Source organism: Actinokineospora xionganensis (assembly GCF_014323725.1).
Classification (GTDB): domain Bacteria; phylum Actinomycetota; class Actinomycetes; order Mycobacteriales; family Pseudonocardiaceae; genus Actinokineospora; species Actinokineospora xionganensis.
Genome location: NZ_JABVED010000034.1, coordinates 1 through 18726, shown reverse-complemented (window position 1 = coordinate 18726; position 18726 = coordinate 1). Strand labels below are relative to the sequence as shown.

The following is an 18726-nucleotide window of genomic DNA, read 5'->3' as shown; positions in this document are numbered from 1 at the left end:
CGTGCCGACCGTCAGTATCTCTCGCCGGGGACATGCGCACGTACCCGGTGCCAACTTGCTCACACTGCAGGATCGTGGATCACGTTCCTGGGCGCGACCAGGCCGGATCCCGGCCGCTGATGGCCAGCACCCGGTCGAACACCGGGGCGTCGTCGGGCACCGCCACCGGCGGGCCCCACGCGGCGCCGCGGCTCTCATCGGTGAACTGCGTCACGAAACCGAGGAGGATTTCGGCGGTCTCGTCGTCGCAGCGGTAGTCCTGGCCGGTGGCGGTGGCCAGGTCCCAGCCGTGCAGGGTGATCTCGTTGAGCGCGACGATGCCCGCGACCTCCCCCGGCAGGTCGAAGTTGCCCGCGCGGGTCATGCCGGTCCACGCGTCGGCCTTCCGCCAGGCCACGACCAGCGCGTCGAGCAGGTCGGGCACCCGTTCCCGCCAGCCCGGCTCCAGGATGGGTGTCGAGTCCCCCGGGTCGGTGTCGGTGAGCGGGCCGAGTTCCTTGTCGGCGGCGGCCCGGAAGGCGGCGGTGAGGCCGTCGAGGTGGCCGAGGAGTTCGCGGACCCGGTAGTCGGTGCACGGCGTCGGCCCGTCGAGGAGGGAGTCCTCGACGTTCGGGAGCAGCGCCGCCACGCGGTCGGCGGACGGCTTCAGGTCGATCAATCCTGAACTCATGCGCCCAGTGTGCCGTGTTCGCCACATCCGGGGGTGAACATCAGCACTCTCGGCGAGACTGCTGACATGGACCCGACTTCCCTGGAAACCCGGTGCGCGGACGCCTGGCCCCCACTGGTGTCGAAGCCCCTCGGCGACTGGCGCCTGCGCGCGTGCGACGGCTACACGGGTCGGGCGAACAGCGCGTTGGCGGTGGGCGACCCGGGAATCCCTGTGGCACAGGCACTTGAGGCGGTGGTGGGCTTCGCCGACGAGCAGCGGATCCGGCCATGCGTGCAGGTGATCGTCGGATCGGAGACCGAGTCGGCCGTGGCCGCGGCGGGGTGGTCGATCAACTTGGCCCATCCCAAGGGCGCGGAGTCTTCGGTGCTGGTGAGCACGCAGGCGGTGCCTGGGCCTGCCGCTGTGGTCGCCGAATCTCCGCCTGCGGGGTGGTTCGAGCTCGTGGTGGGCGCAACGCCGAGTGCCGCGCAGCGGCATCTGCTGACTTCGGGGCCTCGGGTCGGGTTCGCTTCGGTCCATCGGGACGGTTCGCTGGTGGGGGCCGCTCGTGGGTGTGTGGTGGACGGATATCTGCACATTTCCGTGGTGGAGGTGGCCGTGAGCCACCGGCGCCAGGGAATCGGGCGGGAGTTGCTGGCGGGACTGGATTCTTGGGCGGATGTCTCACGCCGGGTACTGCAGGTGGGAGTCGGAAATTCGGGCGCGCTAGCACTTTATGCCGGGCTCGGATATTCCGAATCACACCGGTATCGGTACTGGATTCCGGCGTAGCGGTCGCGTGGGTACCTGTTGCGATTCGGGGTGATCGAGTCCCTGCTGGAGGGATCGATGGTCGGGTTGGAGCTGGTCGTGCGGCTACGCGGGTGCGCTGGTCGGCGGATGCTGAGCCAGCCACTTGCGGCCTTTCTTCGCGGCCCGCTTCAAAGCCGAACGCTCCCCAAAGTAGTCCGCGGCCATCCCCACGACCGGCAGTAGCCCAATGGCCTTGTGGTAGAAGCGCCCCTGCGGCCGCTTGTCCAGCTCATCGCCCAACGCGAACAGGGTGCGCCCGAAGCGCCAAAGGGTCCGGCCCGCGGCCTTCACCGTGATCTTGCCGTGCTTCTCCGAGCTTTCCCGCAGGTCCTCGGTCAGTTCCGCCGCGGCCGTGTCCTCTTGTTCGTCCGTCAGGTCATCGCCGTGGCCCGCGGCCAACTGGGGGTCGATGTCGCGGTCGAAGAGGATCTTGGCGATCAGCCTGACCCGGTCCGCCTGCGAGTTGTGGCCGTGTTCCGAGGCGATCGCCGACAGCAGCAAGCCCTGGCCCGCCGTCGCGAGTGCGTCCTGGATGGGCAGGCGGTCGGCCAACGCTCCGCCGAGGCCGGGGATCGAGGCCAGCAGCACCGTGAACCTGCCGACCCGGTTGACCCACCAGCTGTCGCGGTCGTCCACCGACATCGCGTCCCAGGCGTCGGTGCCGGGGACCTTCACGCTTTCCAGGCCGTCGAGCAGCTTCTCCAGCAGGTTCCGGTCGACCTTCTCCAGCTGCTCGCCGTCCTCGATGTCGCCGGAGCTCAGTTCGCCCGACTTGGGCAGCACCCGGCGGACCAGGCCCAGGGGGTCGGACTCACGCAGCGCGTCGAGCATCGGGGTCGTCGCCCGGACGAACGGGCGCAGGACGTTGACGACTTGCTTGTCGGTGATGACCTCACCCACGGTTGCTCCCCTTCGCCCGCTCGAGCGTCGCCTTCGCCAGCACGTCGCCGATCTTCACCGCGGCCGGGAAGGCCCCGGCCGCGAGCAGCAGGAGGGTACGCCAGTCGGCCAGCACGATCCGGTCGCCACCCGGGGTGACGAGCAGAAACGCCAGAAGAGTCCCCAACCAGGCGAACAGCGGACCCGCCGCGACCACTGTCCGCAACGAGAACCGCGACGCGGCCGTGACCAGCAACGGCGTGGTGAACGCCGCCAGCAGCACGGTGACCGGGAACGGGATCGACGCCAGGTTCGGCAGCACCCGCCCGTCGAGCCGCAGCGGCAGGAAGAACAGCTCGACGACCGCGAGCACCACACTTACCAGCAGCAGGCCGCCGTAGCGCAGGCGATCGCCGAGGCTCACCGGTCGGCGCCCACGTGCTCGACCGGTGCGAGTCCGCCGAACAGGTCGCTGTCCGCGTCGCCGGTGGCGTCGTCGGCGAGGACGTAGAACTCCTCGTCGACGACCGGCTGGGCGAGGCCGTTGGACAGCGCGTAGCTGTGGGTGCCGTCGGTGCCCTGCCAGACGCAGATCTGCGTGGCGTGCGCCTGCAGCGCGCGCAGCTTCGCGGGCAGGTGGCAGGCGATGTTGACCCGGGTGGTGATCTCCGCGTCGTCCACGACCGGCAACTCACCCGGCGCGGGCAGTTGGAACGGCAGGTCGGCGACCGCTTCGAGGGCGGCGAGCCCGGCCTCGGTGGCCTGCTTGGACGCCACGGTGTAGTACATCCGCAGCACGTCGGGGGCGCTCTTCACGGCGGCGACGGTGATCTCGTGGGCGCGGATGTGGTCCGGGTGGCCGTAGCCGCCGTCGGGACCGTAGGTGATCACGACCTGGGGCCGGACGTCGGCGAGGATCGCGGCCAGCGCCTCGGTCTGCTCGGCGAGGTCGCCGGTGGCGAAGGCCCGCGGGTGGTTGTTCGCCTCGGTGCCGCCCATGCCCGAGTCGCGCCAGCGGCCCATGCCGCCGAGGTAGCGGTGGTCGGAGACGCCGAGCGCGGCGCACGCGGTCCGCAGCTCGCCGACCCGGTATCCGCCGAGCTGGTCGGCGGCGTCGGCGGCGAGCTGGCCCAGCGAGCCGGGGATGATCTCGCCCTCCTCCCCGAGGGTGCAGGTGACCAGGGTGACCTGGACGCCCGCGGCGGCGTAGCGGGCGATCGTCCCGCCGGTGCACAGGCTCTCGTCGTCAGGGTGGGCGTGGACGAGCAGCAGTCGTGGTGGGGCTGTCAACATCGGATTCAGCCTATGCGCAAGTAGGGCGACGCAGGCGCGGGCTTTGTCCACCACGAACCGACGTCGAATGGCCGACGCGGGGGTCACAACTTGGAGTTCCCCGACCGTCGAACCCTACTACGCCAGGCCCCCGCGTTCTTCGGCGAAGTGGCAAGCGGAGAACGTGGCGCCGTGCCGGACCAGCCGGGGCTCCTCGACGGCGCAGATGTCCTGGGCCTTCCAGCACCGGGTGCGGAAACGGCAGCCCGACGGGGGGTCGGCCGGGTTCGGCACGTCGCCCGCGAGGACGATCCGCTTGCGCCGCCGCTCGCGCTTCGGGTCGGGCACCGGCACGGCGGAGAGCAGGGCCTGGGTGTACGGATGGGTGGCCCGGTTGTAGATCGCCTCCCGGTCGCCGATCTCGACGATCTTGCCCAGGTACATCACCGCCACCCGGTGCGAGATGTGCCGGATCACCGACAGGTCGTGGGCGACGAACAGGTACGCGAGACCGAGTTTGCGCTGCAGTTCCTCCAGCAGGTTCACCACCCCCGCCTGCACGGAGACGTCGAGCGCGGACACCGGCTCATCGAGCACGACCAGCTTCGGGTCGAGCGCGAGCGCGCGGGCGATGCCGATGCGCTGGCGCTGGCCGCCGGAGAACTCGTGCGGGTAGCGGTTGCGGTGCTCGGGGTTGAGCCCGACCAGTTCCAGCAGTTCGTCGATCCGGCGCTGGGTGCCCTTGGCGCTGTCGGTCCCGTGCACCCGCAGTGGCTCGGCGACGATGTCGTTGACCTGCCAGCGCGGGTCGAGCGAGGCGTAGGGGTCCTGGAAGACGATCTGCATGTCGCGGCGCAGGGCACGCAGCGGACCGGGTCGCATAGTGGTCAGCTCGTGGCCGTCGAAGACCACGGAACCGGACGTGGGCCGGTGCAACTGCAGGATGGCACGGCCGGTGGTCGACTTGCCGCAGCCCGACTCGCCGACCAGGCCGAGCGTCTCGCCGCGGCGCACCGCGAACGTCACCCCGGCGACGGCCTGCACCTGCCCGACCGTGCGCGGGATGATGCCACCGCCGCGCACGGGGAACGACTTGACCAGGTCGCGGACTTGCAGCAGGGGCGTGGTCATCTGATCGGCCTCTCGCCGCCGCGCAGCCTGCGCTCGACGACCGCGAGGTCCTCGGCGACCGGCATGCCATGGTCGGCCGCGGTCAGCGCGGCCGGATTCTCCAGCACGCCGATCTCGTCGTGCGCGAAGAGTTCCTGCGGCTTGCGCAGGCCTGCCAGGTGGCGCCAGCGGTGGCAGCGGGTGAAGTGGTCGCGCCCGTCGGCGGGCTCCAGCGCGGGTTCGTCCGTGTGACAGGCGTCGATCACCAGCGGGCAGCGCGGGGAGAACGCGCAGCCGGGCGGCAGGTTGATCAGCGACGGCGGCGTCCCCTTGATCGGGGTGAGCCGCCTGCCCAGCACCGCCGGGTTGGGCAGCGAACCGAGGAGTCCGACGGTGTAGGGCATCCGCGGGTACTCGAACAGGCCGTCGACGGGCGCCGACTCGACGACGGTGCCGCCGTACATGACCTGCACCCGGTCGACCATGCCCGCCACAACGCCCAGGTCGTGGGTGATCATCACGATGGCCGCGGCGGTCTCGTCGCGGATGCGCAGCAGCGTCTCCAGGATCTGCGCCTGGACGGTGACGTCGAGCGCCGTGGTCGGCTCGTCGGCGATGATCACGTCCGGCTCGTTGATGATCGCCATCGCGATGACCACGCGCTGGCGCATGCCGCCGGAGAACTCGTGCGGGTACTGCGTGGCGCGGCGGGCGGGCTGGGGGATCCCGACGAGTGCCAGCGCCTCGACCGCCCTGGCCCACGCGGCTTTGCGCGAGACGGTGTGGTGCGCGCGGTAGGCCTCGGCGAGTTGCCAGCCGATGGTGAACACGGGGTTCAGCGAGGTCATCGGGTCCTGGAAGATCATCCCCACGCCGTTGTTGCGCACGGTCCGCAGCTGCTTGTCCGACAGCCCGACCAGCTCGCGGTCGCGGTAGCGGATGGACCCGGTCACCTTGGCGTGGCGCGGAAGCAGGCCCATGACCGCCATGGAGGAGACCGACTTGCCGGAGCCCGACTCGCCGACGATGCCGAGGACCTCGCGCGGGCGCAGCTCGTAGGACACCGACCGGACCGCGCGGACGTCGCCGTCCTCGGTCGGGAATGTGACGGAGAGGTCGTCGACGGCGAGCACCGGGTCGGTGCGGACGGGGGCCATCAGGCACGCACCTTCGTCTGTCTGGGGTCGAACGCGTCGCGCAGGCCGTCGCCGATGAAGTTCACCGCGAGCGAGAGCAGCACGATGACGACGAAGGGACCCCAGAACAGCCAGGGCCGCAGGGTGATCTGCGAGTAATTCTCGCTGATGATCAGCCCGAGGCTGGTGTCCGGGGACTGGACCCCCAGGCCGATGAACGAAAGAGCCGTTTCCGAGAGCACCGCGGTGGCGACGGCCAGGGTGGCGTTGACCGTGATGCTGCCGATCATGTTCGGGACCAGGTGCCGGAAGATGATCCACCGGGTGCCCGCGCCCGCCGCCCGCGCTGCCTCGATGAAGTCCCGCTGGGCCAGCGCCAGCGTCTCGCCGCGGGTGATCCGCGCGACCTGCATCCAGCCGAACGCGGCGAGGATGAACGCGACCATGTACCAGCTGCCGTCGAGGGCGCGGACCAGGATGGCCGCGACCGCGATCTGGGGGATGATCAGCATGAGGTCGGTGAAGCGGCTGATCACGCCGTCGACGAACCCGCGCAGGTAGCCGGCGAGCGCGCCGAGGACGACCCCGACGACCGTCGAGCCGACCGCGACGACCAGGGCGATCTGCACCGAGAGCCGGGTGCCGCGGATGAGCTGGGCGAGCATGTCGTTGCCGGTCTGGCTGGTGCCCAGCGGGTGCGCCGGACTCGGCGGGACGTAGGCGCGGCTGGAGGTGTCGTCGACGGCGACGGTCCACAAGAGCGGGCCGAGGAAGCCGAACGCGACGATCAGCACGAACACGGCCAGGCCGGCCACGGCCAGCCGGTGCCGGAAGAACCGGCGCAGGACCATCGTGCTCTGCTTGCGCGCCTTGGTGGCGTCGAACTCGCTGGGCCCGTGCGTGAGCGCGGGGAGCACCGGGAGGGGCAGGTCGCTAGGCAAGGCGGATCCTCGGGTCGAGGATGCCGTACAGGACGTCGGCAGCCAGGTTGAACAGCACGACGAGCGTGGCCGTGACCATCAGCCAGCCCATGAGCATGTACGGGTCGAACGAGCGCACCGACTGCACCAGCAGGTGTCCCATGCCGCGCCAGCCGAAGACGAACTCGGTGACGATCGCGCCGGAGAGCAGTGACGCCGAGTTCAGTGAGAACAGGGTGGCCACCGGGATCATCGCGTTGCGGAAAGCGTGCCGGAAGATCACCCGGCGCTGCGAGATGCCCTTGGCCCGGGCGGTGCGAACGTAGTCCGAGTGCAGGGTCTCCAGCATCGACGCCCGCTGGAACCGGCTGTACGCGGCGAAGCTGACCAGCGCCAGGGTCAGGGTCGGCAGCAGGTACGTGCCGGTGTACTTGAAGACCTGTTCGCCGAAGTCCCCCTGGAACCCGCCGGTGGCCGGGCTGACCGTGCTCAGCCACCGGTCCATGCCCAAGCTCTCGAGCACGTTGTTGAACTGGATGCCGTAGCTCTTGAGGATCACCGCGACGCAGAAGACCGGCATGGAGAACATCAGGAACGCGCTCGACGTGGCCAGGTGGTCGAAGATCGAGTACTGCTTCACCGCGGCGAGCACGCCGACCGCCACGCCCAGGACGATGGCGAGGACCTCGGCGCCCACCACCAGCCGCGCGGTGATCCACAGCGCCCGCATGGTCGAGTCGAACACGTCGACCTTGGCCTGGCCGAGCGCGATGCTCTGCCCCCAGTCGCCGCCGAGGAAGTCGATGAGCCAGTTCCAGTACCGCACGATGATCGGCTGGTCGAGGCCCATGCTGGACTCCAGCGCCTTGACCTGGGTCTCGGTGACGCCTGGCCTGCCACGCATCTCGGCGGCCGGGTTTCCCGCGGCGGCGACCATGAAGAAGGCCAGCAGGCTGCCGACCAGCAGGATCGGCGCCGAGATCAGCAGCCGTCGAACGGTGTAGCGCAACACGGGAACTCCTTGGTGGCGCCCGGGCGGCGGGGGGGCGCTCGACCCCGGAGCCTGGCGTCGTGCGCCGTCCGGGTGCCCGGGCGGAGGGACCGGACCGCGGTTCGGCCTCTCCGGTGGTGCGAGCCGCGCTGGGCGGCTGATCGGCTTACGAGGTCTTGATCCACTCGTTGGCGTTCCAGAGCGCGCCGTTGTACGACTGGAAGTAGACCTTGTCGATTCCCTTCCACGCCCACATGTTCGGCAGTTGGTAGAGCGGCAGAGAGTAGTTGTCCTCGGCCATCAGCTTGTCGGCCTCGGCGTACGCGCGGCGGGCCTTGTCCTCGTCGAGATCGCTGCTCGCCCTCGTGTAGGCGGCGTCGACCTTCGGGTTGGCGTATCCGGACCAGTTCTGGCCACCGCCGGTGGAGTAGATCGACTTCTGCACCGACTTGAACGGCGCCGCGGACCAGGCGAACAGCGCGATGTCGTAGTCGCCCTGGCTGACCCGGGTGTCGAGGAAGTTCGGGTCGGTGTCGTCGATGATCTCCAGACCCGCGGCCTTGCACTGGGACATGATCAGCTGCACGGTCTGCTTGCGTCGCGGGATGTCGGTGTGGCTGATCTTGAGCGACACCTTCTCGCCGCCCTTGGTGGCGAACCCGTCGGCGCCGAAGGTGTACCCGGCGGCCTCGAGGGTCGCCTTCGACGCGGCGGCGTCACCCTGGTAGGCGGCGTAGTTGTCGGTGTAGCCGTCCTCGCCCTGGAAGAACGCGAGGCTGCCCAGCGGCTTGGCGGTCTGCAGGACCGGCCGGATGAGCTTGTCCGTCAGCTCCTCACGGTTGACGCACTGCATGAACGCCTTGCGCACAGCCTGGTCGCTGAGCCACTTGTTCTTGAAGTTGAGGTCGAGGTGCTCGAAACCGAGGCCGTTGGCCGCGCCGAAGCGCACGCCCTGGGAGCGCAGGCCGCGCAGCCGCTCGGCGGCGTTCGCGTCGGGCTGGGCCATCGAGTTGACGTCGACCTCGCCGTTCTCCAGTGCCTGGGCCTGGGCGACCTGGTCGGAGATGCCGCGCAGCACCAGCTTCGCCGGTCCCCCCGGCTTGCCCAGCCACCGGTCGTTGCGCTCCAGGGTGACCGAGTTGTTCTGCTCGAAGACGGTGATCTTGTACGGGCCCGAGGACGGCATGAGCGCCGCGTCGAAGCCGTTCCACTTCGTCTTCCAGAACTCGGCGACCCTGTTGAGGGTGGCCTTGTCGCTGGTCAGGGTCACCTTGGTGATGTCGGCGACGCCGGTGGCCGCCTCCAGGATGTGCGCCGGGAGGATGTCGGTCGACATGCCGAAGAGGCCCTTGTAGTCGGGATAGGTGTCCTCGAAGGTGGTGACCACCTCATGCGGGGTCGGGCACTGCACCTTCTCGATCAGCTCATAGCCGTTGGTGCCCGCGGCGGTGAAGATGTCCTTGCCCTGCGGGTTCTTGACCTTGCCGGTCTGGCTGATCCAGGCGAGGTGGAAGTCGTCGCAGTCCCACGGCTCGCCGTCGGACCAGGTCACCCCTTCCTTGATCTTCCACGACACGACCTGGGGTGTCTTGCTGATGACGTCGACGGACTCCATCACGTCCTTGTTCAGCAGGACCTTGTTGTTGCCGTCGAGCAGGTAGGCCCCGGAGAGCACCTTGGTCAGCGCGAAGGTGTTGTAGGAGTTGTTGGCGTCCGCCGTGACGTTGTTGTACGCCGTGAACGGGTTGTCGGTCGAGACGATGTAGGTCGCGTCCGTCACCGGCACTTCGGGAGAGGTGTAGTTGGCACCCGACTCACCTTTGGCGATGGCCATCGCCGCGATGTCGCCGGTCGGTTCGGTTCCGCCGCCGTCCTCGGTGGCCGACCCGGCGCAGCCGCTCAGGACGAGCGACGCCCCGACCACCGCGGCCACCGCCGACAGAGTGGACCTCTTCACTGGCACTTGCCCTCCTGCCATGCCGTCCGCGCGCCGGTCTGGCGCGGGCACGGCCTTCCACTTGCCCCGACGGTTCATTCGGCGGCGCACTCCCGGGCGACGGTAGGAACGAGAAAGGCATCGGTCACCCGTGGGACGGGGATCGTGACCAAAGGGTGACAACCAGCCGGTAGCGCTCTGTGTGACCGCTGTGACCACCCAGGATTTCCCCAAGGTTCCTCCGGCGTTCACGGCTGGGAGGAATGGGGAGCGGGAGACCCCGCCACGGCCCGAGCGGCCTCGGGCTGCGGGGTCTCGCTGGTGTCTCCATGGTTTGTCGGTGGTGATCGTCAGGTTGATCGGCATGTCCCGGTTCCGACTTCAACCGACGCCCGCCCAGGAGCAGGTGTTTCCGGAGCACTGCGGGCATGCCCGGTTCGTGTGGAATCTCGCCGTGGAACAGCCCGCCCATTGGAAGCCCTGGCGCAAAGCCGCGCCGGGGTTCACCGAGCAGTGCCGCCAGTTGAGCCGAGGCGCGGGCGGAGAACCCTTGATTGGCGGCGGGGTCGGTGATCGTGCGGCAGCAGACGTTGAAGGATTTCGCCCAGGCGATGACCAACTTCCTCCGCCGCACCCACCGGCGACCGACCTGGCGCGGGCGCGGCGAAGGCTTCCGGATTGTGGCGATCAAGCCGGGCGACGTGCGCAGGGTCTCCCGCGACGTCGGCAAGGTCAAGGTGCCCAAAGTGGGCTGGGTGCGGTTCCGCTGGTCGCGTGCCGTCGCCGACGGTGTGAAGTCCTACCGGGTCACCCGTGATCGGGCGGGGCGTTGGCATGTGGCGTTCGCCGTGATGCCCGAGCCGATCGTCGGACCAGGCACAGGTGCGGTTGTGGGTGTGGATCGGGGTGTCGCGGTCTCGGCGACACTGTCGACCGGGGAACCGCTGTCCACGCCTACGCTGCGCAGGAGCGAGCAGGCACGACTGTTGCGGCCGCAACGCAAGCTCGCCCGGGCCCGGCGCGGTTCCAACCGGCGCGGCAAGGTCAAGACCACGATCGCCAAGCTCAAGGCCCGCGAGACCGACCGGCGCAAGGAATCCTCGCCAACGGGTGGGGTCTGCTCGTGACGCGGCTGGGAGCACAAGGCTCAGGGGCGGGTACTGAGGGTCGATCGACGGTTCACCAGTCAGCGTTGTTCGGCGTGCGGGATCGTGGACCGGGAGGCGCGCGAGAGCCAAGCCGCCTACCGCTGCCGATCCCGCGGATTCGCCGCCAACGCCGATGTGAACGCGGCACTGAATATTCGATTCGCGGCAGGGCATGCCGTGGCCGCACGGGGAGGACCGCTGTTGGGTGGGCCGGTGAACCGTGAACCTCAACGCGGCTACCTCCTCGTGCGGTAGTCGCGGTTGGAATCCCCGGCACTCAGGCGGGGGAGGATGTCAAAGCGGGAATTCGGTGACCCGCGGTGGGCTACTTGGCGGCTCGTCGCCAGCCCGCCGCGCCCGCGAACGGCCCCGCCAGCGGCGGTCCCGCGGTGACGCCGGTCATATCGGTGCGGACGATGAGATCGTCGGCCTCCTGGTACAGCGGCAAGGTCAGCGCCCGGCTCCACAGCACCGGTTCGAGCGCGGTGAGGGCGTCGGCGAGCGGCACCTCGCCGGTGACGGCCGAGTCGATGGTCGCCTGCACGGTCGAGTCGCAGAAGCCGATCGGGTTCGCCGCGACCGTCCCCGGGGTCTCGTCCGGCGAGGGCGCGCAGCCGAAGCGGGTCGCGAGCGCGGTCGCCGGGTCCGGGCTCACCGGCAGCGGGGCGATGATCAGGTCGATCGGGTCCTTGGCGGCCGCGGTCACCGGCAGGGTGGTGAACAGCTCCGCGCCCGGCGGGGAGACCACCTTGACGGCGACACCGGCGGCGGTGAGCTGCTTGCGCAGTTCCGTGGCCATCGCGGCATACGCCGGACGGTCCGCGGGGACCGCCAGGACCAGGCTGAGGACCGCGGTCGGCGACGTCCAGATGCCCGCGGTCTTGAGGTAGCCCGCCTCGGTGAGCAGGCGTTCGCCGAGGGCGGGGTCCGGTCCGGCGTTGGCGCCGGTGGCGGTGTATCCAGGGGTGCCGGGCGCGAGGACTTGGGCATCGGCGGTGAGCGCGGACTGCGGGCCGCCGTCGGTGCCCGCCTTGACCAACGCGGCCCGGTCGATCATGGCGGCCACGGCGGAGCGGATCCGGGTGTCGGCCATGGCGGGGCTGACCGGGCGCAGCAGCACTGTGGCCACGGACGGCCTTGCGACCGTCCTGTGGGTCACTGTGGCCCCCAGACCGGCGATCTGGCTGACGCCCTGCGCGCCCAGCGCCGTGAGCGCCAGCTGGTTGTGGGCGGTGCGCAACGCGCCGGTGATGCCGTTGAGGTCGCCGCGGCGCAGCACGATCCGGTCGAGCGCGGCGGGCGGGTCCCAGTAGCGGTCGTTGCGCTCCAGGATGACCTCGCCGCGCACCCGGTCCAGCAGGCGCAGCGAGAACGGGCCCCCGGTGACCGGGTAGCTGTCGGCCAGGACGTTCGCCCAGCCGCCCGGGCTGTCCTTGACCAGGTGCGCGGGCAGCAGGGAGGAGAACAGTGAGCGCCAGCCCGGGTAGGGCTTGGCGAAGGTGACCTCGACGACCCGGCCCGCCTCGCGCGCGGAGATGTTGGAGATCAGCCGGTAGCCGACGCCGTCGATGACGCCGGGTTCGTCACGCAGCCGCTCCCACAGGTAGACGAAGTCCTCGGCGGCGATGGGCGCCGCGTCCGACCACGACGCCTCGGGCCGCAGCCGGTAGGTCACGGTGTACGGCTCGGTGTTGGTGACCTGCGCGGAGACCATGAGGGTCTGGTCGAGCCGGGGTGTGCCGTCCGGGCCGGTGCGGAACACCGACGGCAGCATGACCTGCGCAAGCGCGGTGGTGACCATCGACTGGTCGGACAGCTTGTGCGGGTTCAGCCCGCCCGCGACGCTGTCGACGCCGACCACGGCCTCACCGGGGTTGACCGGTCGCGTGGGGGCCGTCTGCGCCACCTCGGTGGTCACCAGCGGCGGCGGCGGCGCGTTCGTGCAGGACGTCAGGCACACGACGGCCGTCGACGCGGCCAGCATCCACCTGCTCTTGCGCACCCCTGCTCCTCCCACAGTGAGCTGGTCGGCCATGGTGCCATGGTCGCCGCTAGGTCACCGGTTCGGCCCAGCCAACCGGAAGACGCACAGGCGGCGCCGGGAGTTCCCGACGCCGCCTGTGTGAGATCGGCTACTACTTCGCGTCGCGGGCCTTCTCGCGTGAACGCGCGCGACCGCGGGTGGTGGCGTCGAGGATGGTCTTGCGGACCCGGACAAAGTCCGGGGTGACCTCGACGCACTCGTCGTTGTTGCAGAACTCCAGGGCCTCTTCCAGGCTCAGCTTCCGCGGCCGGGCCAGCGTCTCCATCACGTCGGCGGAGGAGGAGCGCATGTTGGTGAGCTTCTTCTCCTTGGTGACGTTGACGTCGAGGTCCTCGGCGCGCGGGTTCTCGCCCACGACCATGCCCTCGTAGACGTCCGCGCCAGGCTCGACGAAGAACGTGCCGCGGTCGGCGAGCTGGAGCATCGCGTACGCGGTGACCGGGCCCTGGCGGTCGGCGACCAACGAGCCCGAGTGGCGGCTGCGGATCTCACCGGCCCACGGGGCGTAGCCCTCGAAGATGGCGTTGGCGATGCCGGTGCCGCGGGTCTCGGTCAGGAAGTCGGTGCGGAAGCCGATGAGGCCACGCGACGGGACGACGTACTCGACCTTGATGCGGCCGCTGCCGTGTCCGGCCATGTGCTCCAGGCGGCCCTTGCGGTTGGCCAGCAGCTGGGTGATGGCGCCCAGGTACTCCTCGGGGGCGTCGACCGTCAGGCGCTCGAACGGCTCGTGGAGCTTGCCGTCGATCTGGCGGGTGACGACCTCGGGCTTGCCGACGGTCAGCTCGAAGCCCTCGCGGCGAATCTGCTCGACCAGGATGGCCAGCGCCAACTCACCACGGCCCTGCACCTCCCAGGTGTCGGGACGCTCGGTGTTGAGCACGCGGATGGACACGTTGCCGACCAGCTCGCTGTCGAGACGGGCCTTGAGCACGCGGGCGGTGAGCTTGCTGCCGCCGCTGCGTCCCTGCAGAGGAGAGGTGTTGCAGCCGATGGTCATCGAGATGGCGGGCTCGTCGACGGTCAGCCGGGGCAGCGCCACCGGGTTGTCGATGTCGGCCAGCGTGTCGCCGATGGTGATGTCCGGGATGCCCGCGATGGCGACCAGCTCGCCCGCGCTCGCCTCTTCGGCGGGGACGCGGTCGAGGGCCTCGGTGACCAGCAGCTCGGTGATGCGGACGTTGGAGACCGAGCCGTCCTCACGCAGCCACGCCACGGTCTGGCCCTTGCGGATCTTGCCCGCGTGGATGCGGCACAGCGCGATCCGGCCAAGGAAGCTCGACGCGTCGAGGTTGGTCACCAGCGCGCGCAGCGGCGAGTCGATGTCGGCCTTCGGCGCGGGGATCTTGTCCATCAGCAGGTCGAACAGCGGGTCGAGGTTCTCGCTGTCGGGCAGGCCGCCGTCTTCGGGCTGGTTCAGGCTGGCCCGGCCCGCACGCGCGGAGGCGTAGACGACGGGGAGGTCCAGCACGGACTCGTCCAGGTCGTCGAGCTCGGAGGCCAGATCGAGCAGCAGGTCGTGGGTCTCCTCGACGACCTCGGCGATGCGGGCGTCGGGGCGGTCGACCTTGTTCACCACGAGCACGACGGGCAGGCCGGAGGCCAGCGCCTTGCGCAGCACGAAGCGGGTCTGGGGCAGCGGGCCCTCGCTGGCGTCGACCAGTAGGACGACACCGTCGACCATGGCCAGACCACGCTCGACCTCGCCGCCGAAGTCGGCGTGGCCGGGGGTGTCGACGACGTTGATGACGATGGGGCCGTCCGGCGTCTGACGACGCACGGCGGTGTTCTTCGCCAGGATGGTGATGCCCTTTTCGCGTTCGAGCTCACCGGAGTCCATGACGCGGTCGACGAGTTCGGCCCGGGCCTCGAAGGCGCCGGACTGACGCAGCATGGCGTCGACCAGCGTCGTCTTTCCGTGGTCGACGTGCGCGACGATCGCGATGTTGCGGAGATCGTTGCGGCGGAGGTCGGCGGAGGCCAACTCGGCGCTGGCGGTCGCTGTGGGCACGCGCGTGCTCCTGGTTCCTTCTCGGGCGTTTTAGGCTCGGGCGTTTGGGGCAGCCCGCAATCGCAGTCAACGCTGAAGGGGGCAGCCGCGCAGCCGAAAGGGCTGCTGATGGCTACCCCAGGATAGCTGGTCCATTGGTGTGAGCAGCACCACGCGCCGAACTGAAGAGGTTAACCTAACCTAAGCAGCACGTTCAGCCGACCGATGGGGCGTCGCGATATGGGTGCGGGCAAAGGCGCTACACCTGCGGACCGGGTCAAAAAGCTGATGAAAAAGGGCAAGGTCAAGAAGAAGTGCTGCCGGTCGAAGTCGGCATGCAAGAAGTGCCCGGTCCTGGCCCTCAAGCGGGTCAAGGCCGAGATGAAGAAGGCCGCCTGAGCGTCCCCATGTCACAGGGACTCCATGATCGCCTTGCCGGGGCGAAGCCCACTACATGGGTTCCATGATCGCCTCGTTGTACGGCGCCAACTCGCGACAGGTGCGCGTCGCGTCGAACGCGATCACCTCGTAGTGCGCCATGCCGCGCAGCGAGAACGGGTCGGTGGCCAGCAACGCCTTGAGTTTGTCCCGGTTCATCGGCCGGACGATGATCACCTTGCCGGTGCGCGGGTCCCGACGTCCCGAAGCCAGGAAGTAGCCGGCCTCGTACTGCTTGCCGACCCACGTGGTGTGGTCCGGAAGCACGTAGTCGATCTCTTCCAGCGGAGCTGTGTAAGTGATCAATACGACGTACATGACTCAACGGTAAACCTTTGCCACGTTTCGCGCCGACCGCTAACGTGGTATCGATGCGAACTCTCAACGTGACCAAGTGGTGGACCGCCGACCGGCGGCCCTGACCCCTGCGTTGAGCAACGACCAGGCCGCCCGATCGGGCGGCCTTCTTGGTTTCCTGGCGGGTGGCGACTGACCTAGGAGACCCGGAAATGACCCGCTTGTCCGCCATCACCCCGTCCGGCCACGCCCACATCGGCAACCACCTGGGCGCCATCAGCCGCTGGGCGAGCCAGGGCAGGCCCGGCGACCTGTATTTCGTCAGCGACCTGCACGCCATGACGGTGTCCTACAACCCGGCGCGGCTGCGGGTGCTCTCCCGCGAGTTGCTGGCGGTGCTGGTGGCCTCGGGGATCGCTCCGGAACAGGTCTTCGTCCAGTCCGACCTCGTGCGTGAGCTGGGGGCGCTGAGCTGGGTCCTGGAGTGCACCTGCTCGTACGGCGAGGCGGCGCGGATGACGCAGTTCAAACAGAAATCGACAGAGTCAGGGGAGCCGATGAACTCCGTCCGGCTCGGGCTGCTCACCTACCCGGTCCTGATGGCCGCCGACATCCTGCTGCAGGGCGCCTCGGAGGTCCCGGTCGGCGACGACCAGGCCCAACACGTGGAACTGGCCCGAAGTCTTGCCCGACGTTTCAACTCGACGTACGGGGAGGTGTTCACCGTGCCCTCGGCGGTCATGCCGCCCACCACCGCCCGCGTGCGCGACCTGGCCGACCCGACCCGGAAGATGTCGAAGTCCACACAGGACACAATCGGCAGCGTCTTCATCCTGGACGAGCCGGACCTGATCCGCCGCAAGATCCGGCGGGCGGTGACGGACGGGTCGGACCGGGTGGCGTACTCGCCGGAGGACCAGCCCGGCTTGGCGAACCTGCTGGAGATCCTCTCGGCGTGCACTGGGACTCCGCCGCGCGACTTCACGTTCGGGTCGTATGGGGAGGTCAAGGAGGCGGTGGCGGAGGCGGTGATCGAGGAGCTGCGGCCGATCCGCAAGGGGGCGCTGGATCTGTTGGCGGATCAGGGAGAACTCGACCGCATCCGCAAGGCGGGAGCAGAACGGGCGGCCGAACGCGGCGCCCACCGACTGACTTCAGCGCTGCGACTGGCCGGGGTCGCTTAGGCGGTGGGGCCCGCACGCCATCGGCGTGCGGGCTCACTCCTACCGGTCTCAGGCGGCGGCCCGCACTATCGCGAACGCCGTGGCGCCGCCGATGATGACCAGCGTTCCGGTGAAGTCCCACCACAACCCATGTTCACGGTCAAGCAGCCCGGCGACTCCGAACAGAGTCCCGGGCACGCACGCGACCACGCACACCAGAGCCGCGTCGAACGGGCCTGCGAACACCGGCAGGATCGAGCAGACCGCCCCAAGGACGACCACCCACCACGCCGCGATGTCGGCAAGTACAGGAGCAGATTGAGCAAGTTTGCCCATCAGCCGATCCGCCCATCGGCATGTCGACCGGATACATGGAAGCCTGACAGGACCGGGCGATTCAGCCGTCGGTGTGAATCCGGTTCGGTAGTCATCTGGTAGTCGGTACCCCTGACCGTGGTGGTCTGATCATGCTCACGACGCCCGCGGCGGCCGAGTACGGAATCGCGCACCGTTTCTTGATGTCTGGTTCTTCGAATGCTTCCGGCGCGGTGTAGGTCACCTTGATTCCCTGGGTAGCCGAGAATCCCACGACATAGGAGCAGGACGTCGCGGTGTCGGCCACATATACCGCCGGGAGCCGGGGCAGTGTCAACATCGAGGGCTTGAACGCGGTCGCGTCGGCGGGAGCGGTTCGGTAGGTTTCACCCAAGATGTCGTGGTCGGGGTACGCGACCATCACCAGCGTGGCTGTGCCGGAACCCGCGCCATTCGTAGCCGTCCAGACGCAGGCGGAACCGCTTCCGTCGGGATAGGGCTTTCCATCATCCTCGTCGCCAAATCCGTAGTCCTCGAGTTTGAAGGCCTTGATCAGGCCACACGGCGACTTCCAAAGCTCGCCGAGGCTGATCGGTTCGTCCACCGCCGGTGCAGTCCGAACCGCGCCGCCGGCCGTAGTGGACTGGGAAGTGGACGCGGGACTTGGCGGTCGTTGTTCCGTGCAAGCCCCCAGCCCCACGACGATGATGGCCGCCAGTCCTCCCACCATGCACTTAGACATCGGCCACTGGCCCCCTCGGTTCGAAACCGCTCAACACGGTTGCGATGGTTCCGTCCTGCCGGAAGCCGGAGGGGTTCCGCTCCGCCGCAAGCTTTTTGCGTTCCGCCTCGACCTGGCGAGAGAATTCGTCTCCGATGTCGTTGTGGTAGAACGCCCCGTAGCTGAAATCCGGGCTGTCCACGTCTGTCTTCGTCGAATTCGGCCCACTCAAAGGCGCCCCTTCCCGCGCTATCCGATCATCAGCTTGGGCGATCAGCCTTCGGATCTCATCCATTCCGTCCCGATTGGCTTCGACGAGCTTTTGGTAAGCCTTTTCGTACAGCTTCCACACCTCGTCCCCGCTGTCTCCGCCAAGGTCGGCGGTGAACTCTTCGGCGGCGGCACCAGCCATCGCCGACGCCGCACCCAGCCCGACCGCCAACAACGTTCCCCCACTGCCGACCGCCGCCATGGCGGCGAGCGCACCTACCGCGACCTTGATCCGGACCGCGCGCTCCCGCTCGTCGGAATCTTCGCGGTACTTCCGTGATACTCCAATCCACCCCTCGACGAGCGCCTTGTAACTCTCCCGGATCTGAATCGCATGTTTGTATGTGGCGGCGTAACCCAACAACATGTCTTCGACGTTCTTGTTTTGAAACCGCACAAAAGACTCGATATTGGAAACATGGGCTACGAAGGCCTGCGCCGCCGCTCCCTCCCAGTCGCCGATCGAGTCCTTCAGCAGATCGACTATCTCTGCTATGTCCGTGAGGTAGTTTTCCCCACCCGCGCCGGCGAAGCCATGAAAGGCGTCCCAGATCCTCGGTGGCGACAGGACCAGAAACTCGGTCGCGTCCACCCATAGTGAGCCCTTTTCATCCTGGGCTGGATGCGTTGA

19 protein-coding genes and 2 pseudogenes are annotated in these 18726 nt (G+C 68.8%); 6 read left to right on the top strand and 15 right to left on the bottom strand.

Going from position 1 to position 18726, the window contains the following annotated elements:
• Positions 1–79: 79 nt before the first annotated feature.
• Entirely contained in the window at positions 80–670 is a 591-nt protein-coding gene (locus GPZ80_RS30815) for a TIGR03086 family metal-binding protein (RefSeq protein WP_222720114.1), read from the bottom strand.
• A 66-nt stretch (positions 671–736) separates the two neighbouring features.
• Here GPZ80_RS30815 and GPZ80_RS30810 point away from each other — a divergent pair, with 66 nt between their 5' ends.
• Complete coding sequence (locus tag GPZ80_RS30810) at positions 737–1444, top strand: GNAT family N-acetyltransferase (RefSeq protein WP_187224621.1); 708 nt, start codon at positions 737–739, stop codon at positions 1442–1444.
• Between the two features lie 84 nt (positions 1445–1528).
• Here GPZ80_RS30810 and GPZ80_RS30805 read toward each other — a convergent pair whose 3' ends face one another.
• The 8 genes from GPZ80_RS30805 to GPZ80_RS30770 all read right to left on the bottom strand — a co-directional run bounded on the left by GPZ80_RS30805 (position 1529) and on the right by GPZ80_RS30770 (position 9730).
• Positions 1529–2365, bottom strand: coding sequence for a hypothetical protein (locus GPZ80_RS30805; RefSeq protein ID WP_187224620.1), 837 nt, complete (start codon positions 2363–2365; stop codon positions 1529–1531).
• Complete coding sequence (locus GPZ80_RS30800; RefSeq protein ID WP_187224619.1) at positions 2358–2768, bottom strand: hypothetical protein; 411 nt, start codon at positions 2766–2768, stop codon at positions 2358–2360. The genes GPZ80_RS30805 and GPZ80_RS30800 overlap by 8 nt, the downstream gene beginning before the upstream one ends.
• The gene (gene mshB / locus GPZ80_RS30795; RefSeq protein ID WP_187224618.1) at positions 2765–3637 is read right to left on the bottom strand and encodes an N-acetyl-1-D-myo-inositol-2-amino-2-deoxy-alpha-D-glucopyranoside deacetylase; all 873 of its coding nucleotides are present in this window, start codon (positions 3635–3637) and stop codon (positions 2765–2767) included. Before mshB ends, GPZ80_RS30800 begins: the two co-directional genes overlap by 4 nt.
• A gap of 117 nt (positions 3638–3754) precedes the next feature.
• Complete coding sequence (locus GPZ80_RS30790; RefSeq protein ID WP_187224617.1) at positions 3755–4747, bottom strand: ABC transporter ATP-binding protein; 993 nt, start codon at positions 4745–4747, stop codon at positions 3755–3757.
• A complete protein-coding gene (locus tag GPZ80_RS30785) occupies positions 4744–5883 on the bottom strand; it encodes an ABC transporter ATP-binding protein (protein WP_187224616.1) in 1140 nt (379 codons plus the stop codon). Before GPZ80_RS30785 ends, GPZ80_RS30790 begins: the two co-directional genes overlap by 4 nt.
• Entirely contained in the window at positions 5883–6803 is a 921-nt protein-coding gene (locus GPZ80_RS30780; RefSeq protein WP_246477652.1) for an ABC transporter permease, read from the bottom strand. Before GPZ80_RS30780 ends, GPZ80_RS30785 begins: the two co-directional genes overlap by 1 nt.
• Complete coding sequence (locus GPZ80_RS30775; protein ID WP_187224615.1) at positions 6796–7794, bottom strand: ABC transporter permease; 999 nt, start codon at positions 7792–7794, stop codon at positions 6796–6798. The genes GPZ80_RS30780 and GPZ80_RS30775 overlap by 8 nt, the downstream gene beginning before the upstream one ends.
• A gap of 145 nt (positions 7795–7939) precedes the next feature.
• Positions 7940–9730: an ABC transporter family substrate-binding protein gene (locus GPZ80_RS30770; RefSeq protein WP_312880665.1), complete on the bottom strand. Its 1791-nt coding sequence runs from the start codon at positions 9728–9730 to the stop codon at positions 7940–7942.
• A 343-nt stretch (positions 9731–10073) separates the two neighbouring features.
• Between GPZ80_RS30770 and GPZ80_RS34170 the strand changes: the two are divergent.
• The 3 genes and pseudogenes from GPZ80_RS34170 to GPZ80_RS34165 all read left to right on the top strand — a co-directional run.
• Positions 10074–10160, top strand: a pseudogene (locus tag GPZ80_RS34170) (helix-turn-helix domain-containing protein); the annotation flags it as partial.
• 160 nt (positions 10161–10320) lie between these two features.
• Entirely contained in the window at positions 10321–10836 is a 516-nt protein-coding gene (locus GPZ80_RS33140; protein ID WP_246477651.1) for a transposase, read from the top strand.
• Positions 10837–10863: 27 nt separating this feature from the next.
• Positions 10864–11112, top strand: a pseudogene (locus GPZ80_RS34165) (zinc ribbon domain-containing protein); the annotation flags it as partial.
• Positions 11113–11182: 70 nt separating this feature from the next.
• On the opposite strand, the gene GPZ80_RS30760 reads toward GPZ80_RS34165, so the two are convergent.
• Together GPZ80_RS30760 and typA are read right to left on the bottom strand one after the other, a co-directional pair.
• Positions 11183–12859, bottom strand: a complete 1677-nt coding sequence (locus GPZ80_RS30760) for an ABC transporter family substrate-binding protein (protein WP_446678435.1) — start codon at positions 12857–12859, stop codon at positions 11183–11185.
• A gap of 133 nt (positions 12860–12992) precedes the next feature.
• A complete protein-coding gene (gene typA, locus GPZ80_RS30755) occupies positions 12993–14912 on the bottom strand; it encodes a translational GTPase TypA (RefSeq protein ID WP_187224614.1) in 1920 nt (639 codons plus the stop codon).
• A 204-nt stretch (positions 14913–15116) separates the two neighbouring features.
• On the opposite strand from typA, the gene GPZ80_RS30750 reads away from it, so the two are divergent.
• Positions 15117–15290: a hypothetical protein gene (locus GPZ80_RS30750; protein WP_166657961.1), complete on the top strand. Its 174-nt coding sequence runs from the start codon at positions 15117–15119 to the stop codon at positions 15288–15290.
• 51 nt (positions 15291–15341) lie between these two features.
• Here the strand turns inward: GPZ80_RS30750 and GPZ80_RS30745 are convergent, their stop codons facing one another.
• Positions 15342–15647 (bottom strand): YciI family protein, encoded by a 306-nt coding sequence (locus GPZ80_RS30745; RefSeq protein WP_187224613.1) that lies wholly within the window; start codon positions 15645–15647, stop codon positions 15342–15344.
• A 191-nt stretch (positions 15648–15838) separates the two neighbouring features.
• Here GPZ80_RS30745 and trpS point away from each other — a divergent pair, with 191 nt between their 5' ends.
• Positions 15839–16810, top strand: a complete 972-nt coding sequence (trpS, locus tag GPZ80_RS30740; RefSeq protein WP_187224612.1) for a tryptophan--tRNA ligase — start codon at positions 15839–15841, stop codon at positions 16808–16810.
• Positions 16811–16858: 48 nt separating this feature from the next.
• On the opposite strand, the gene GPZ80_RS30735 is transcribed toward trpS, so the two are convergent.
• The 3 genes from GPZ80_RS30735 to GPZ80_RS30725 all read right to left on the bottom strand — a co-directional run.
• Entirely contained in the window at positions 16859–17125 is a 267-nt protein-coding gene (locus GPZ80_RS30735) for a hypothetical protein (protein WP_187224611.1), read from the bottom strand.
• Between the two features lie 91 nt (positions 17126–17216).
• Positions 17217–17834, bottom strand: a complete 618-nt coding sequence (locus tag GPZ80_RS30730; RefSeq protein WP_187224610.1) for a DUF3558 family protein — start codon at positions 17832–17834, stop codon at positions 17217–17219.
• Positions 17835–17838: 4 nt separating this feature from the next.
• A partial coding sequence (locus GPZ80_RS30725; RefSeq protein WP_222720111.1) for a hypothetical protein occupies positions 17839–18726 on the bottom strand: 888 nt, incomplete at its 5' end.

What these genes read in the sequence shown, in the direction of transcription:
- trpS (WP_187224612.1), top strand. Translation starts at nt 15,839, where the DNA reads ATGACCCGCTTGTCCGCCATCACCCCGTCCGGCCACGCCCACATCGGC.
- GPZ80_RS30750 (WP_166657961.1), top strand. Translation starts at nt 15,117, where the DNA reads ATGGGGCGTCGCGATATGGGTGCGGGCAAAGGCGCTACACCTGCGGAC.
- GPZ80_RS30730 (WP_187224610.1), bottom strand. Translation starts at nt 17,834, where the DNA reads ATGGTGGGAGGACTGGCGGCCATCATCGTCGTGGGGCTGGGGGCTTGC.
- GPZ80_RS30790 (WP_187224617.1), bottom strand. Translation starts at nt 4,747, where the DNA reads ATGACCACGCCCCTGCTGCAAGTCCGCGACCTGGTCAAGTCGTTCCCC.
- mshB (WP_187224618.1), bottom strand. Translation starts at nt 3,637, where the DNA reads ATGTTGACAGCCCCACCACGACTGCTGCTCGTCCACGCCCACCCTGAC.
- GPZ80_RS30735 (WP_187224611.1), bottom strand. Translation starts at nt 17,125, where the DNA reads ATGGGCAAACTTGCTCAATCTGCTCCTGTACTTGCCGACATCGCGGCG.
- GPZ80_RS30815 (WP_222720114.1), bottom strand. Translation starts at nt 670, where the DNA reads ATGAGTTCAGGATTGATCGACCTGAAGCCGTCCGCCGACCGCGTGGCG.
- GPZ80_RS30745 (WP_187224613.1), bottom strand. Translation starts at nt 15,647, where the DNA reads ATGTACGTCGTATTGATCACTTACACAGCTCCGCTGGAAGAGATCGAC.
- GPZ80_RS33140 (WP_246477651.1), top strand. Translation starts at nt 10,321, where the DNA reads ATGACCAACTTCCTCCGCCGCACCCACCGGCGACCGACCTGGCGCGGG.
- GPZ80_RS30810 (WP_187224621.1), top strand. Translation starts at nt 737, where the DNA reads ATGGACCCGACTTCCCTGGAAACCCGGTGCGCGGACGCCTGGCCCCCA.
- GPZ80_RS30785 (WP_187224616.1), bottom strand. Translation starts at nt 5,883, where the DNA reads ATGGCCCCCGTCCGCACCGACCCGGTGCTCGCCGTCGACGACCTCTCC.